The sequence below is a fragment of the Methylobacterium brachiatum genome (genome assembly GCF_020523825.1).
Taxonomy (GTDB): domain Bacteria; phylum Pseudomonadota; class Alphaproteobacteria; order Rhizobiales; family Beijerinckiaceae; genus Methylobacterium; species Methylobacterium brachiatum.
This window is the reverse complement of record NZ_JAJALK010000019.1, coordinates 41,654-55,215: the sequence shown is the minus strand read 5'-3', so window position 1 is coordinate 55,215 and position 13,562 is coordinate 41,654. Positions and strand designations below refer to the sequence as shown.

General features: G+C 71.1%; 16 protein-coding genes. 6 read left to right on the top strand and 10 right to left on the bottom strand.

Features of this window, described 5'->3' with window-relative positions; all coding sequences use genetic code 11:
• The first annotated feature begins 10 nt into the window (after positions 1-10).
• The 3 genes from LGR69_RS27405 (at position 11) to LGR69_RS27395 (ending at position 3,443) form a co-directional block, all read left to right on the top strand.
• Complete coding sequence (locus LGR69_RS27405) at positions 11-778, top strand: enoyl-CoA hydratase-related protein (RefSeq protein WP_230368019.1); 768 nt, start codon at positions 11-13, stop codon at positions 776-778.
• A 35-nt stretch (positions 779-813) separates the two neighbouring features.
• Positions 814-1,620, top strand: a complete 807-nt coding sequence (locus tag LGR69_RS27400) for an SDR family NAD(P)-dependent oxidoreductase (RefSeq protein WP_039903533.1) — start codon at positions 814-816, stop codon at positions 1,618-1,620.
• A gap of 134 nt (positions 1,621-1,754) precedes the next feature.
• Entirely contained in the window at positions 1,755-3,443 is a 1,689-nt protein-coding gene (locus LGR69_RS27395) for a B12-binding domain-containing radical SAM protein (protein WP_230368018.1), read from the top strand.
• Positions 3,444-3,458: 15 nt separating this feature from the next.
• Here LGR69_RS27395 and LGR69_RS27390 read toward each other — a convergent pair whose 3' ends face one another.
• The 5 genes from LGR69_RS27390 to LGR69_RS27370 all read right to left on the bottom strand — a co-directional run bounded on the left by LGR69_RS27390 (position 3,459) and on the right by LGR69_RS27370 (position 8,766).
• Entirely contained in the window at positions 3,459-5,144 is a 1,686-nt protein-coding gene (locus tag LGR69_RS27390) for a methyl-accepting chemotaxis protein (protein WP_230368017.1), read from the bottom strand.
• A 96-nt stretch (positions 5,145-5,240) separates the two neighbouring features.
• Positions 5,241-6,245, bottom strand: a complete 1,005-nt coding sequence (locus LGR69_RS27385; RefSeq protein ID WP_007566012.1) for a magnesium transporter CorA family protein — start codon at positions 6,243-6,245, stop codon at positions 5,241-5,243.
• A 164-nt stretch (positions 6,246-6,409) separates the two neighbouring features.
• A complete protein-coding gene (locus LGR69_RS27380) occupies positions 6,410-6,682 on the bottom strand; it encodes a hypothetical protein (RefSeq protein WP_007566011.1) in 273 nt (90 codons plus the stop codon).
• Between the two features lie 66 nt (positions 6,683-6,748).
• Positions 6,749-7,987 carry a class I SAM-dependent RNA methyltransferase gene (locus tag LGR69_RS27375; RefSeq protein WP_230368016.1) on the bottom strand — a complete coding sequence of 413 codons (1,239 nt, stop codon included), beginning with the start codon at positions 7,985-7,987 and terminating at the stop codon, positions 6,749-6,751.
• Positions 7,984-8,766, bottom strand: coding sequence for a TlyA family RNA methyltransferase (locus LGR69_RS27370; protein ID WP_230368033.1), 783 nt, complete (start codon positions 8,764-8,766; stop codon positions 7,984-7,986). Before LGR69_RS27370 ends, LGR69_RS27375 begins: the two co-directional genes overlap by 4 nt.
• A gap of 109 nt (positions 8,767-8,875) precedes the next feature.
• Here LGR69_RS27370 and LGR69_RS27365 point away from each other — a divergent pair, with 109 nt between their 5' ends.
• Complete coding sequence (locus tag LGR69_RS27365; RefSeq protein ID WP_230368015.1) at positions 8,876-9,409, top strand: superoxide dismutase family protein; 534 nt, start codon at positions 8,876-8,878, stop codon at positions 9,407-9,409.
• A 6-nt stretch (positions 9,410-9,415) separates the two neighbouring features.
• Here LGR69_RS27365 and LGR69_RS27360 read toward each other — a convergent pair whose 3' ends face one another.
• The 5 genes from LGR69_RS27360 to LGR69_RS27340 all read right to left on the bottom strand — a co-directional run bounded on the left by LGR69_RS27360 (position 9,416) and on the right by LGR69_RS27340 (position 12,579).
• Entirely contained in the window at positions 9,416-9,868 is a 453-nt protein-coding gene (locus tag LGR69_RS27360; RefSeq protein ID WP_205836121.1) for an acyl-CoA thioesterase, read from the bottom strand.
• A gap of 28 nt (positions 9,869-9,896) precedes the next feature.
• Positions 9,897-10,034 carry a hypothetical protein gene (locus LGR69_RS27355; RefSeq protein ID WP_163006172.1) on the bottom strand — a complete coding sequence of 46 codons (138 nt, stop codon included), beginning with the start codon at positions 10,032-10,034 and terminating at the stop codon, positions 9,897-9,899.
• Between the two features lie 149 nt (positions 10,035-10,183).
• Entirely contained in the window at positions 10,184-10,453 is a 270-nt protein-coding gene (locus LGR69_RS27350) for a hypothetical protein (protein ID WP_007566004.1), read from the bottom strand.
• 229 nt (positions 10,454-10,682) lie between these two features.
• Positions 10,683-10,868 (bottom strand): YegP family protein, encoded by a 186-nt coding sequence (locus tag LGR69_RS27345; RefSeq protein WP_007566003.1) that lies wholly within the window; start codon positions 10,866-10,868, stop codon positions 10,683-10,685.
• Positions 10,869-11,031: 163 nt separating this feature from the next.
• Positions 11,032-12,579, bottom strand: coding sequence for a DEAD/DEAH box helicase (locus tag LGR69_RS27340; protein ID WP_230368014.1), 1,548 nt, complete (start codon positions 12,577-12,579; stop codon positions 11,032-11,034).
• A 380-nt stretch (positions 12,580-12,959) separates the two neighbouring features.
• Here LGR69_RS27340 and LGR69_RS27335 point away from each other — a divergent pair, with 380 nt between their 5' ends.
• Together LGR69_RS27335 and LGR69_RS27330 are read left to right on the top strand one after the other, a co-directional pair.
• Positions 12,960-13,220 carry an AbrB/MazE/SpoVT family DNA-binding domain-containing protein gene (locus LGR69_RS27335; protein ID WP_007566001.1) on the top strand — a complete coding sequence of 87 codons (261 nt, stop codon included), beginning with the start codon at positions 12,960-12,962 and terminating at the stop codon, positions 13,218-13,220.
• Positions 13,217-13,474, top strand: a complete 258-nt coding sequence (locus LGR69_RS27330) for a PIN domain-containing protein (RefSeq protein ID WP_230368013.1) — start codon at positions 13,217-13,219, stop codon at positions 13,472-13,474. Before LGR69_RS27335 ends, LGR69_RS27330 begins: the two co-directional genes overlap by 4 nt.
• Positions 13,475-13,562 lie beyond the last annotated feature (88 nt).

The window sequence follows — 13,562 nt, the reverse complement described above, 5'->3', positions numbered from 1 at the left end:
GGGGGCAGACATGGCCGAGACCGTCACGATCACCGATCTGGAGGGCGGCGTCCGCCTGATCACCCTGAATCGCCCGGAGAAGAAGAACGCGCTGACTGGGGCGATGTACGACGCGATGCGCGAGGCCCTGGCGGGGGCCGACGCCGCTGACCGGACCGGTGCCGCGGTCTTCGCCGGGCAGCCCGGGATGTTCAGCGCCGGCAACGACCTGGCCGACTTCATGGGCGGCGCCGCGGGCGGCTTCAGCGCCTCGCCGGCCCTGGCCTTCATCCGCCAGCTCGCCCGGACCCGCACCCCGATGGTGGCGGCGATCGACGGGATCGCGGTCGGCATCGGGGCGACGCTGAGCCTGCATTGCGACCTGGTCTATGCCAGCCCGGCGGCGCGGCTGCGCATGCCCTTCGTGGAGCTCGGCCTCGTGCCCGAGGCGGCGTCGAGCTACCTGCTGCCCCTGCGGGTCGGGCGGCTCAAGGCGACGGAGCTGCTGCTCCTATCGCGGCCCCTCGATGCCGACGAGGCGCTGGCCCTGGGTCTCGTCAACGCCGTGCTGCCGGCCGACATGCTGCTGGACCAGGCCATTGCCCAGGCGGCCAAGCTCGCCGCCCTGCCGCGAGGCGCCCTGGCCGCGTCCCGGGCGCTGATCCGCGGCGATCAGGCCCAGGTCGAGGCGGCCCTGGAGGCGGAGGCGCGGGCCTTCGACGCGCAACTGCGCTCGCCCGAATCCCAGGACCGGCTCGCCGCCTTCCTGGCGCGGTCGAAACCCGCCTCCTCGGCGTGAGCAGCCCCCCCGATCTGTCCCAAAAAATCTGCCTGGTGGCCGGCGCCTCCCGGGGCGTCGGCCGCGGCCTGGCCCGGGCGCTCGGCGAGGCCGGGGCGACCGTGATCGTCACCGCCCGCTCCAGCGAGACCGGCCCGCGCACCGAGATGCGGCCGGAATCCATCGAGGACACCGCCCGCCTGGTCGACGCGGCCGGGGGGCGCGGCCACCATTACCTCTGCGATCACCGCTCCGAGCGGGCCACGGATTCGCTGGTCCATTGGGTGCTGCGCCGCTTCGGGCGGATCGACGTCGCGGCCTGCAGCGTCTGGGGCGGCAACGAGGGCTATGACGGCGAGCGCTACCCGGACGGGGCCGGCTGGGGCACGCCGTTCTGGCGCCGCTCGGCCGAGCCGTATCTGGGCTTCCTGCAGGCCGGGCCTCTGCCGGCGCTGCTGCTCGCCCGCGCGGTCGCACCGTCCATGGTGGCGGCGCGGTCCGGCCTGATCGCCCTGGTCTCGTTCGGGACCGAGGATTACCTCGGCGACCTGTTCTACGATTCCGCCAAGGCCGCCACCAACCGGCTGGCGCTGGCCTTCGGGCGGGAACTCGCGCCCTACGGCGTGACCGCGCTCGGCCTCTCGCCGGGCTTCGTCGCCACCGAGCGGGCGCGCGATCTCGGGCAGGACGCGCAGGCCACCGAGGGTCCGCTCTACGCCGGCCGGGCGCTCGCCGCGCTGGCCGCCGATCCAAACGTCGCCGCCCGGGCCGGCGCGGTGCTCCATGCGGGCGATCTGGCCCGGATCTACGGCTTCACCGATGCCGACGGCACCCAGCCGGAGCGCTTCCGCGTCGGGCCCTGACCGCGCCGGAAACCGGTTTGGCGCACTTCGGGAGCGAAAAACGGCCTTAATTGCCCCGCAGGTTGGACCGTAATCGTGTGCTCGGCTCTACGGTGTTTGAGCCGGCTCACTTATGGGCGACGAGGAAAACAAGCATGTCGGATGCGAATATGGCCCCGCGCGTGCTGATGGTATTCCCCAAGTTCTACGAAAACTCGATGTGGAACTTCAAGGAAGCCATGGAGCTGCAGGGCGCCCGCGCGCCGGCGCCGCCGCTGGGCCTGATCACGCTCGCCGCGATGCTGCCCCCGGCCTGGCAGGTGACCCTGGTCAACCGCAATTGCGAGGACCTCACCGACGCGCAGATCCTGGCGGCCGACCTGGTGATGACCGGCGGCATGCTGCCCCAGGAGCCGGATTGCCTGGTCGTGATCGACCGGTGCGCGGCGCTCGGCGTCCCGGTCTGCGTCGGCGGCCCGGCCCCGACCTCGACCCCGGAGATCTACGACAAGGCCGATTTCCTCGTGCTGGGCGAGGCCGAGGGCATCCTCGCCACCTTCGTGGAGGCTTGGGAATCCGGCGCCCGCCGCGGCCGGTTCACGGCGGAGAAGTTCAAGGCGGACGTCACCACCAGCCCGATCCCGCGCTTCGAGCTCCTGACCTTCAGCCACTACCTGTATATCGGCGTCCAGTTCTCGCGCGGCTGCCCGTTCACCTGCGAGTTTTGCGACATCATCGAACTCTACGGTCGCGCGCCGCGGACCAAGACCACGCCGCAGATGCTGGCCGAGCTCGACCGGCTCTACGGCCTCGGCTACCGCGGCCATGTCGACTTCGTCGACGACAACCTGATCGGCAACAAGAAGGCGATCAAGCTGTTCCTGCCGCATCTGATCCAGTGGCAGGAGGCGCACGGCTACCCGTTCAAGTTCTCCACCGAGGCCTCGCTGAACCTCGCGGACGACGACGAGCTGCTCGGGATGATGCGGGACGCGAATTTCTTCGCCCTGTTCACCGGGATCGAGACGCCCGACGAGGCGACGCTGATCCAGACCCAGAAGAAGCAGAACACCAAGCGCTCGATCGCCGACAGCGTGCACAAGCTCTACGAGCACGGCATGTTCGTCACGGCCGGCTTCATCGTCGGCTTCGACACCGAGAAGGACAGCATAGCCAAGGCGATGTCCCTGTGCATCAGCCAGACCGGCATCCCGATCGCGATGGTCGGGCTGCTCTACGCAATGCCGAACACGCAGCTCTCGCGCCGCCTGCGCAAGGAGGGCCGCCTGTTCGAGAACTTCGCCTACACCACCGCCGAGCAGGGCGACCATTGCACGCAAGGGCTCAACTTCGTGACCCTGCGCCCGCAGCAGGACGTGCTGGCCGATTACCGGGACGTGCTGGCCGAGATCTACGATCCGCCGAACTTCTTCGCCCGCATCCGCGAGATCGGACGCCGGGTGAAGCGCCCGAAATTCGCCGCGCACAAAGTCAACTGGCGCCACGTCGCCCGTGATCTGGGGTCGCTGCTCCGGATCTGCTGGCGGATGACCGTGCGGCGGCCGGAGCTGGCCAAGCATTTCTGGGGCGCGTTCCTCCAGACCGCCCGCCACAACCCGGCGGCCCTGGAGGCGGTGGTCACCAACATGGTGATCTACCTGCACGTCTACCCGTTCTCGCGCTACGTGATCCGCGAGATCAACGGCCGAATCGCCGAACTCGAGGCCGGCCGCTGGGTGTCGCCCCCGATCCTGGCCCCCGAGAAAGACAGCGGCGGCAAGGCCGTGCCGGTCGGCAAGGTGGTCGCCCGCGCCGAGGTCAAGCACCTCGCCGCGGTGGCCTGACCGGCCGCACCGGGCTCAGGCCGCGCGCACCGTCTGCAGGAAGTCGCCGATCTCCCGGCGCAGGGCCTCGGACTGGGCCGAGAGGCTCTCGGCCGAGGCGAGCATCCTGGTGGCGGCCGAGCCGGTCTCCTCGGCGGCCCGGGCGACCGCGTCGATCGTGCCGGTGACCGAACCGGTCCCGGCGGCCGCGTCGGCGATGTTGCGGGCGATCTCCTGGGTCGCCGCCCCCTGCTGCTCCACGGCGGCCGCGATCGAGGTCGCCACCCCGTCGATCTCGCGGATCCGGCCGGTGATGCCGTCGATGGCGCCCACGGTCTGGCCGGTCGCGCCCTGGATCCGGCCGACCTGTCCGGTGATCTCGTCGGTCGCCTTGGCGGTCTGCGCGGCGAGCGCCTTCACCTCGGAGGCCACCACGGCGAAGCCCCGGCCCGCCTCGCCGGCGCGGGCGGCCTCGATCGTCGCGTTCAGCGCCAGCAGGTTCGTCTGCCCGGCAATGTCGGAGATCAGACGGACCACGTCGCCGATCCGGCCCGCGGCCTCGCTCAGCTCCTGGACCAGGCCCGCGGTCCGGCCGGCCTGATCCACCGCGCCCCGGGCGAGGTCGGCGGAGCCGTCGACCTGCCGGCCGATCTCCTGGACCGAGGCGCCGAGTTCCTCGGCCGCCACCGCCACCGTGCCGACATGGGCGGCCGCCTCCTGCGCGGCGCTCGCCACCGCGGCCGAGCGCTCGGCCGTGCGGGTCGCCGTGCTGGTCATCGCCTCGGCATTGGCCCGAAGGTCGAGGGCCGCCTCCGTCACCGCCGCCAGCACGCCGCCGATCGCGGCCTCGAAACCGTCGGCCATCTCCTGGACGGCGCGCCGCCGCTGCGCCTCGGCCCCGGCCCGGGCGAGCGCCGTCTCCTCCTCCAGCGCGCGGGTGTGGATCAGGTTGTCCTTGAACACCTGCACGGCCGCCGCCATGGCGCCGATCTCGTCCCGGCGGCCGGTGCCGGGGATCGCCACGGTCGCGTCGCCCTCGGCCAGGCGGCCCATGGCGCCGGTCATCCGCTGGATCGGGCGGGCGATGCCGAACAGGGCGAACAGCATCGCGGCGGCCGCGACCGCCAGCGCCACCGCGGTGGCGACCAGGGCGGTAAGCTTGGCCGAGGTCGCGTTGTCGGCGGTGGCCATGACGTTCGCGTCGGTCTGCGACCGGGCCAGATCGATCGCCTCGGTGAGGCTGGCGACCGCCGCCTCGTTCTGGGCGCCGGTCTCCGGATCCAGGACCAGCTTGAGGGCGCCGCTCGTGTCGCCGGCGATCATCAGCTCGACCACCTGGAGCTGGATGTTCTGGTAGGCGTTCCAGGCGCCGGTGAAGCGCTCGTAGGTGTCGCGCTGCCGCGGGGTCGACAGGCGGTCCTGATAGGCCTGGCGCAGCTCGGAGAGCGCCCCGAGGCCGTCGGTCAGCGCCGTCTGGTTCTTGTCGAGGGTCACGAAATCCGGCGAGCCCGCCACCAGCTTGTAGAGCTTCAGCCGCACGTCGCGCACCGCCATGCCGATCGCCTCGGCCTGGTTCTGGGCGGGCAGCCAGACCTGCGAGACGGTCTTGGCGTCCCGCTCGATCTCGGTCAGCCGCATGACGCTGACGACACCCTGGCCCGCGGCCGCGAGGGCGAGCAGGCCGATGGCCCCGGAGAGGATCGTCTTCAGGGAGAATCGCATCGGAGCTTCCGTCGTCGCGGACAGGCCGCGCTTCCAGGCTCCAGGATCTCTACGAGAGGTCTTAACGTTCTGCTGCGCGACTATAAATATTGACGACTAGAGCCACTTCTTCCAACGGAAGAAAACGTAGGGCAGGATCGCCGCCACGAACATCATGACTACCGCCATCGGGTAACCATACGGGAGTTCTAGTTCCGGCATGGACTTAAAATTCATGCCGTAGATCGAGGCGATCAGCGTGGGCGGCATGAAGACCACGGCCATGACCGAGAACAGCTTGATGATGTTGTTCTGTTCCAGGTTGACCAAGCCGAGTGTCGCGTCGAGCAGGAATTGAATTTTCGTGGAGAGGAACGTGGCGTGCTCCTCCAGCGACTGAAGATCGCGCAGGGTCGAGCGCACATCCTCCCGCAGGTCGCGGGGTGCCTTGTTGGTCCGATAGGTCGCCGACAGCGACAACAGGATCCGCTCCATCGAGACCAGGCTCTCGCGCTGCTTCGAGATCAGATCACCGTGGCGCCCGAGCGCCCGCAACGTGTCCTGCAGGGCGGTGTTGCGGGCGGAGGGGTCGGCCTGCACTTCGAAGATCTTGCCCGACAGGCGGTCGATACGCTCGCCCTGGAGCTGGAGCACGTCCGCCGCCCGGTCGATCACCGCCTCGATCAGCCCGGCCAGGATGGTCTCGCCGGAGACGGCGGAGGCGCTGCCGTTGCCCGTCGTGCGGCCGGCCCGCTGGGTGTACATCCGGAAGGCCTGGGGCTCCTCGTAGCGCACGGTCACGAGCCGGCTGCCGCGCAGGATGAAGGTGATGCCGGCCAGTCCCGGCTCCTCGGCGTCGCTGACCTTCGAGAGCACGCGCCCGGTCATGTAGCGCGCGCCCTCCTCGACATAGAGCAGCTCCGACGGCTCGATGTCCTTCATCTCCTCGCGCGTCGGCACCTCGATGCCCGCGAAGGCCTCGACCTTGAGTTCCTCCTCGCGGCTCGGGCGGATCAGGTCGAGCCAGACGGTGTCCTCGGGGATCGTGTCCTGAAGGTCGACGATTCGGCGCTCAAGCAGCGAGGATCCGGCGCCGGTTGCGGGCTGGTGGATGAAAATCACGAAGCGGTCTCGGGTGCGAAACGGTCACAAGTCGGCGCAAGGTCCGGTCCGCATCCGGCACGGCGGCTCCAAGCGCAAGCTGTGCCGCGGGTGTGGCGTTGTTTTCTGACGCTTCCGTGACATCGCGGCCCGCCTCGGCGGCGGGGCGCCGCGCGGTTCCACGCTCAGTTGCAACCTTCGCAGACGCTGTCCTCGATCTTGTCGGTCAGGGCGCGCTCACGGCGCTGCTCCCGCCGCGACGGGACCTCGCCCGGTCCCAGCGACGTGCCCGGGGGCTTGGTCACGCCGAGGCTGTTGGTGTTCGGCGCCGTGATCGTCGAGGTCGGCCCGCCGCCGGTGCCGGTCTGATCGGGCGCGCGCGGCTGCGCCGATAGCGCCGTGGGCAGGGCGACGCTCAGCGCGGCGCAGAGAAGCGTACGGATCGAGGCTGCAATCATGACACCTCCAGTCCGTGAAAGAGGGTCAGATTCTCCGAAAAGTTGCAAGCCTCCAGGTTGCAGGCGTCAGCGCCGGCGCGCGGCCTCGCGCCGGAACACGCCGATCATCTCGACATGGTCCGAGTGCCGGAACTGGTCGACCGGCGTCACCGATTCGAGCCGGTAGCCGCCGGCCGTGAGCGTTGCCGCGTCCCGAGCGAAGGTGCCGGTATCGCAGGCGACGCCGATCACCACCGGGACGCGCGCGGCGGCGAGCTGGCGGGCCTGGGCCTCCGCGCCGGCCCGGGGCGGATCGAACACCACCGCGTCGAACCCGTCGAGCTCCGTGGGCAGCAGCGGCCGGCGGAACAGGTCCCGGCGCTCGGTGGTGATCTGGCGCAGGCCGGTGGCCGCCCGGGCCGACCGGTCGAGCCCGGCCAGGGCTGCCGCATCCGCCTCGACCGCGTGGACGGCGGCCTGGCGCGCCATCGCCAGGGCGAGGGGGCCGCAGCCGGAGAACAGGTCGGCGACCCGCCGCGGACGGCGTCCCAGGGCCGCGACGGTCAGGTCCGTCAGCGTCGCCTGCCCGGCGGCGGTCGCCTGCAGGAAGCCGCCGGGGGCCGGATAGAGGCGGCTGTCGCCGGAGGTTACCGAGACGGGCTCGGCCTCCATCAGGCGCTCGCCGTGCAGCGACAGCCGGGCGAGGCCGAGTTCGCCCGCGATCCGCACCAGCGCGGAGGCGACGCCGCCGCTCACCGGCCCGTGGCCCCGCAGGTCGATGTCGAGGCCCTGGTCGGTGGCGGTCACGGCCACGTCGAGGGGCTTGCGGCCATGGCCCAGCGGGGCCGCGAGGCGCCGCGCCACGGCGGGCGCCGGATGCAGCGCCGGCACGGTGATCGGGCAATGGTCGATCGGCACCAGCGCGTGGCTGCGCGCCGCCATCAGCCCGGCCTCGCCCTGTCCGTCGATCTCCCGGACATGCAGGGTGATGCGGCGGCGCCCGGCCCCGTGCGCGTCGACGGTGGGCCCCGGCTCGACCTCGAGACGGGCCTGCGACAGGGCCTGGGCGACGAGGCCGCGCTTCCAGGACAGTTCCGCCGCCGTCGCGAGATGCTGCGTCCGGCAGCCGCCGCAGCGCATGTAGTACGGGCAGAACGGCTCGACCCGGTCGGGGGAGGGCTGCTCGATGCCGAGCAGCTCCGCCCGCTTGCCCTCCCGGCGGATCGTCGCCCGCTCCCCGGGCAGCGCGTAGGGGACGAGGATCCCGTCCTCCGCGATGCCGTCGCCGCGGGCGCCGAGCTCCCGGATCGTGACCGTTTCGCTCATGGTAGCTTTGCGCCGATCAAGAATTCGGAATTGCCGTCGCCACCCGGCACGGGCGAGTCGATCAGGCCGAGGATCGTGGCGCCGAGCCCTTCCAGCACGCCGCGGATGGTCGCGCAGACCTCGGCGTGGACGGCCGGGTCGCGCACGAGGCCGCCGCGCCCGACGCGCGCGCGCCCGGCCTCGAATTGCGGCTTGATCAGCGCGACGATCCCGGCGCCGGGCGCGAGCAGGGCCGGCAGGGCCGGAAGCACCAGGCGCAGGCCGATGAAGCTCACGTCGACGCTCGCCATCGCGGGCCGCGGCACGAGCCGCGCCGGGTCGAGGGCGCGGATATCGGTGCCCTCCAGGCTGGTGACACGGGGATCCGCCGCCAGACGCGGATGCAGCTGGCCGCGGCCGACATCGACCGCGTGGACATGGGCCGCGCCCCGGGCGAGCAGGACGTCCGTGAAGCCGCCGGTCGAGGCGCCGACATCGAGGCAGGCGCGGCCGGCCGGATCCAACCCGAACGCGTCGAGCGCCGCCGCGAGCTTGAGCCCGCCCCGGGAGGCGTAAGGGTGCTCGGGCACGGCCTCGATCCGCGCACCCGGCGGGATCGATTCCGAAGCCCGCGCCAGGAGGCGGCCGTCGACCCGCACCAGCCCGGCCCGGATCGCGGCCTGCGCCCGCGCCCGGCTCTCGAAATGGCCGTGCTCGACCAGGAACAGGTCGGCCCGCTTCGGCGCAGGCGCGCGGTGCACGGACGCTCCGCCGTCCGGTATGGGCCGGTCTCCGGTCATCAAGGCTTTACGGGCTCGGGGCAGGGATACGGCAAAGGTTTCGGGGCCGGCCCTGTCGAAGGGGCGGCTTGTATCCTACCTAGACCGGGCTGGAGAGGAGAGCCACCGTATGACACGCATCCTGCCGCTGCTCGCGCTGCTGGGACCCTTCGCGGCGAGCGGCGCCCTGGCCCAGGAGCCGGCAGCCGCCAAGCCCACCGAGACGTTCCAGGCGCCGGTGAAGAACGCCAAGGGCGACACGATCGGCACGATCGCGATCCGCGACGGCGCCAACAGCCTGGTGCTGCGCGTCGCGATCCAGCCCGGCGGGTTGCCGCCCGGCTGGCACGGCATGCATTTCCATGCGGTGGGCGATTGCTCGGATCCGAAATTCCTGAACTCCAAGGCCCATGTGAATCACGACCAGAGCAAGCACGGCCTGCTCAACCCGGACGGGCCGGACGAGGGCGACCTGCCGAACCTCTACGCGAGCCAGGACGGCTCGGCGAATGCCGAGGTGACCAGCGAGACGCCGCTCACCGGCGAGGGCGGCCTCAAGGACGGCGACGGCTCGGCGCTGATCGTCCACGCCAACGAGGACGATCACACCAGCCAGCCGATCGGCGGCGCCGGCGACCGGGTCGCCTGCGCGGTGATCAAGTAGGGCCGGTCAGACCGGGTTGGGCGAGGGCACCAGGGGCGGGATCGGGCGCGGGCGCCCGGCCTCGTCGATCGCCACGAAGGTGAGGGTGGCCTGCGTCACCCGTTCGCGGACCTGGGTGCAGAACCGCCGCGCCCAGGCCTCGACCTCGATCTTCATCGAGGTCCGGCCCACATGCGAGACCCGGGTGTAGACGCACAGGACGTCCCCGACCCGGACCGGCCGGATGAAGGTCATCGCGTCGAGGGCCACGGTGACGACCCGGCCCTGGGCCCGGTCGACCCCCGCGATGCCGCCGGCCTGGTCCATCTGCGTCAGCACCCAGCCGCCGAAGATGTCGCCGTTGGCGTTGGTGTCGGCCGGCATCGCGATGGTCCGGACTGTCAGATCCCCCCGCGGCAGGTCCGCCTCGGGCGCCGGCGCCCGCTCGCCCTCGCCATTCGCGCGTCCGACGTGCTGCATGCCGTCCATCCGCCTGTCTCGCGCGCCGTCAGGGAAGGAGGCCGGCGAGCTTCAGTCCCGCCGCCAGAACGACGGTGACCGCGCCCAGGATGCATTCGAGCGGGATCGATTGCCAGAGGTCCGGCGTCGCGGCCGTGGACTCGGCGCGCTGCGCGATATCGTTCATCGGAAATCCTCCCGGGCGGGCCGGTCCGCCGCCGGCGCCGCTCTTTCCTGCATTATACGGCATGGAGCCCGGCCGCGCATCCCGAATCAGGGCATGAAAAAGCCCGGCGCCTCGTGTGAGCCGCCGGGCCGGTCAGGATCGGGAAGAGCTTAGTAGAAGAACCGACGGCGGTAATACGGACGGCGGTAGAACGGCCGCGGGCCGTAGTAGAACCGGCGGCGGTAGTAGGGGCGGCGGTAGAACGGCCGCGGGCCATAGAACCGACGGCGGTAGTAGTACTGGGCCTTCTGGGCCACGGCCGGCGCGGCATCGGCCGGCAGGGCGATGCCCGGGCCGACCGGCGCGGCCGACGCGCCCTGGGGCGCAGCAGCCGCGAAGCCCAGCACCAGCAGGGCCGCGAGCAGGAATTTCCTCAGCACGGTCTCGACTCCCTTCGCGTGATCACGTCTTGGACGACGGACCGCGAGGCACGAGCAACCTCCCGGCGGTCCGAAACGCTGCAACGCACGGGCGATGGCAAGCGTTGCAGCGTAACCGCTACGGATAGGCGAAAGGGTTTATTTTCGGCAGCGGCCGCCGGCCGGCCTGTCGGCCCGCCGGACTTCGTCGCGCTGCATCAAGAGCTTAGATCTTCAAGCGCGCGGACGCTCAGGCGATCTGGGTGGTCATATCGACGAGGCGCGCCTCCGCGCTCTGGCGGACGAGGGCGATGCCGTGCTCGCAATCCTCGCGGCGGAGGTAGCCCTCCCCGGAATCCGCGATCACCTCGCCGTTTTGCGCCCGCAGGCGCCAGCGCCACTCGCCCTTGGCATCCCGATAGAGTTCGAACCGCATGGGGCAGGCTCCTGTCTGACCGTCCGGTCAGATGGGATGCCGCGCCCAAAAAAGAAGCCGCCCCGGAAGTCTCCTCCCGGGGCGGCTTTTTTGTTCTCAGAAAAATCTTGGTTTCAAAAGGTCCGGGACCTTTTGCGGGTGCAGGGCAGCGCCCTGCTTGTCCTCAGGACCGGGGCGACCGCTCCAGCCAGCCGATGTTGCGGCCCTCGCCGGCGCCGCCGGCGCTGCGCGGGCGGGCATCGGTCCGCTGGGGGCGGCTGTCGCGGGCCGGGCGCGCCTGCTGCTGGGCCGGACGCTCGCCCTGCGGACGGGCGGGCCGGTCCGACCGGGCCTCGCGTCCCTGGGGGGCGGGGCCGCGACCGTCACCGCGACCGTCCTGCGGACGGCCCTGGCGCGGGGCACCCTGGCCCTGGCCGCCGCCGAAGCCGCGGCCGCCTTCCGGGCGTCCCTGCTGGGGACGGCCCTGCTGCGGGCGGGACCGCTGGCCGGGACGGCCGCCGGCCGGACGCTGCTGCTGGCGCTCGGGCCGGCGCTCCTCCTCGCGGGCGATGTCGGCCGCCTCCTGGCGGGACGGGGGCGTGAAGCCCTCCGGGAAGCCCGCCACCGGCACGCTCTGGCGGGTCAGCCGCTCGATGTCGCGCAGGTAGGCCCGCTCCTCGTCGTTGCAGAACGAGATCGCCAGACCGGTCGCCCCGGCGCGCGCGGTGCGGCCGATGCGGTGGACGTAGCTCTCCGGCACGTTCGGCAGGTCGAAATTGACCACGTGGCTGACGCCGTCGACATCGATGCCGCGGGCGGCGATGTCGGTGGCCACCAGCACCCGGCAATCGCCGTCGCGGAAGGCCTGGAGCGCCCGCTCGCGCTGCGGCTGGCTCTTGTTGCCGTGGATCGCGGCGCCGGCGATCCCAACCTTGTCGAGGCCGCGCACGACCCGGTCCGCCCCGTGCTTGGTGCGAGTGAAGACCAGGACGCGGTCGATGGCCGGATCCCGCAGGATATGGGCGAGCAGCGCCTGCTTCGCGCCGGTATGGGCGAAGATGACCTTCTGCTCGACGCGCTCGGCCGTGGTGGCCACCGGGGTCACGGCGACCTGCACGGGATCCTTCAGGTACTGGCTGGCCAGGCCGGCGATGTTCTTCGGCATGGTCGCCGAGAAGAACAGGCTCTGGCGCTGGGCCGGCAGCATCTTCACGATGCGCTTGAGGGCGTGGATGAAGCCGAGATCCAGCATCTGGTCGGCCTCGTCGAGGACGAGGATCTCGACGCCTTCGAGGGTCAGCGAGCGGCGCTCGATCAGGTCGATGAGCCGGCCCGGGGTGGCGACCAGGATGTCGACGCCGGGGGCCAGGGCCCGCTCCTGGCGGCTGATCGTGACGCCGCCGAACACCACCGTGGTGGTGTAGGACAGGTGCCGACCGTAATCCGCGAAGGACTCGGCGATCTGGTTGGCGAGCTCGCGGGTCGGCGAGAGCACCAGCACCCGGCAGCCGCGGCGCGGGGCCCGGCGGTCGGAGAGCGAGAGGCGGTGCAGGATCGGCAGCGCGAAGGCCGCGGTCTTGCCGGTGCCGGTCTGGGCGATGCCGCAGAGGTCGCGGCCTTCCATGGCCGGCGGGATCGCCTGGGCCTGGATCGGGGTCGGCGTGACGTAACCAGCCTCGCCGAGCGCCCGGAGCACGGGCTGGGCAAGGCCGAAATCGGTGAATTGGGTCAAAGAGATATCCGATGCAGCAGGGCCGGCCGGGCGCTTCGCGTCGTTTGCGAGCAGCGCGGTATACAGGTCGGTCCGTTGGCAGGGGGCAGCCCGCGTGATGGGGCGGCCCGGGTGCATGCACGTTATGAAGAGGGGGGCCGGATCACGCCGGAAGGCGCCCGATCCGTCACGCAGCCCCCTCAAGCGGGCCATGACGGCCGCTGACGCTGCATCGCCGATATGCGGGTGTGCGGCTGCGAAGTCAATGCATGGCTGCGACCCGGATGACATGGCACCGATCGCGTGGGTGCACGGCTCGGCGATGCGTCTCTGTCCGCGACGTCCTGACGACGGGCGCGGGCCGGTGTGGTAGATTGAGCTGTGAAGCTGAGGATCCTGCGATGCGGTTCGTGACCGACGCGAAGGTGGCCGCCGACGGCCGCATGGTTCTCCCGCAATCCGTCCGCGAGGCTTTGGGCGTCACGGGCGAGACCCGGCTCGTCGTGACTGTCGACGGCGACGAGGTGCGCCTTTCACCGGTGAGCCGCGCCGTCGCGAAGCTTCAGGCTCTCTACCGCGAGAACGTTCGGCATGATGCCGATTCCTCCGCCTTCCTGAAGGAGCGCCGCGCCGAGGAGGAAAGCCAGGATTCGATCGTGTGAGCGCCGTCGTCTTCGACACCTCGGCCGTCATCGCCCTTCTACGCGATGAGCCCGGAGCCGATTTGGTCGCCCGTTACGTCGGCCAGGCGGCGATGTCCGCAGTGAACCTTCAAGAGCTCATCAAAGCTCTTCTTCTGCGGGGACTGGATCTGCCGGTCATCGAGACGTTGCTGCAGAACCTGCGGCTCGACATACATGCGCATGACCGCGAGGCTGCCTTCGCGGCCGCATTGCTGACGGGCGCCACGCGATAGTTCGGGAGCGGGATCGGTGACCGAACCTGCATGGCGCTCGCGGTGAAGCTTCGTTTGCCGGTGCTGACGACCGATAGGGCATGGGCCA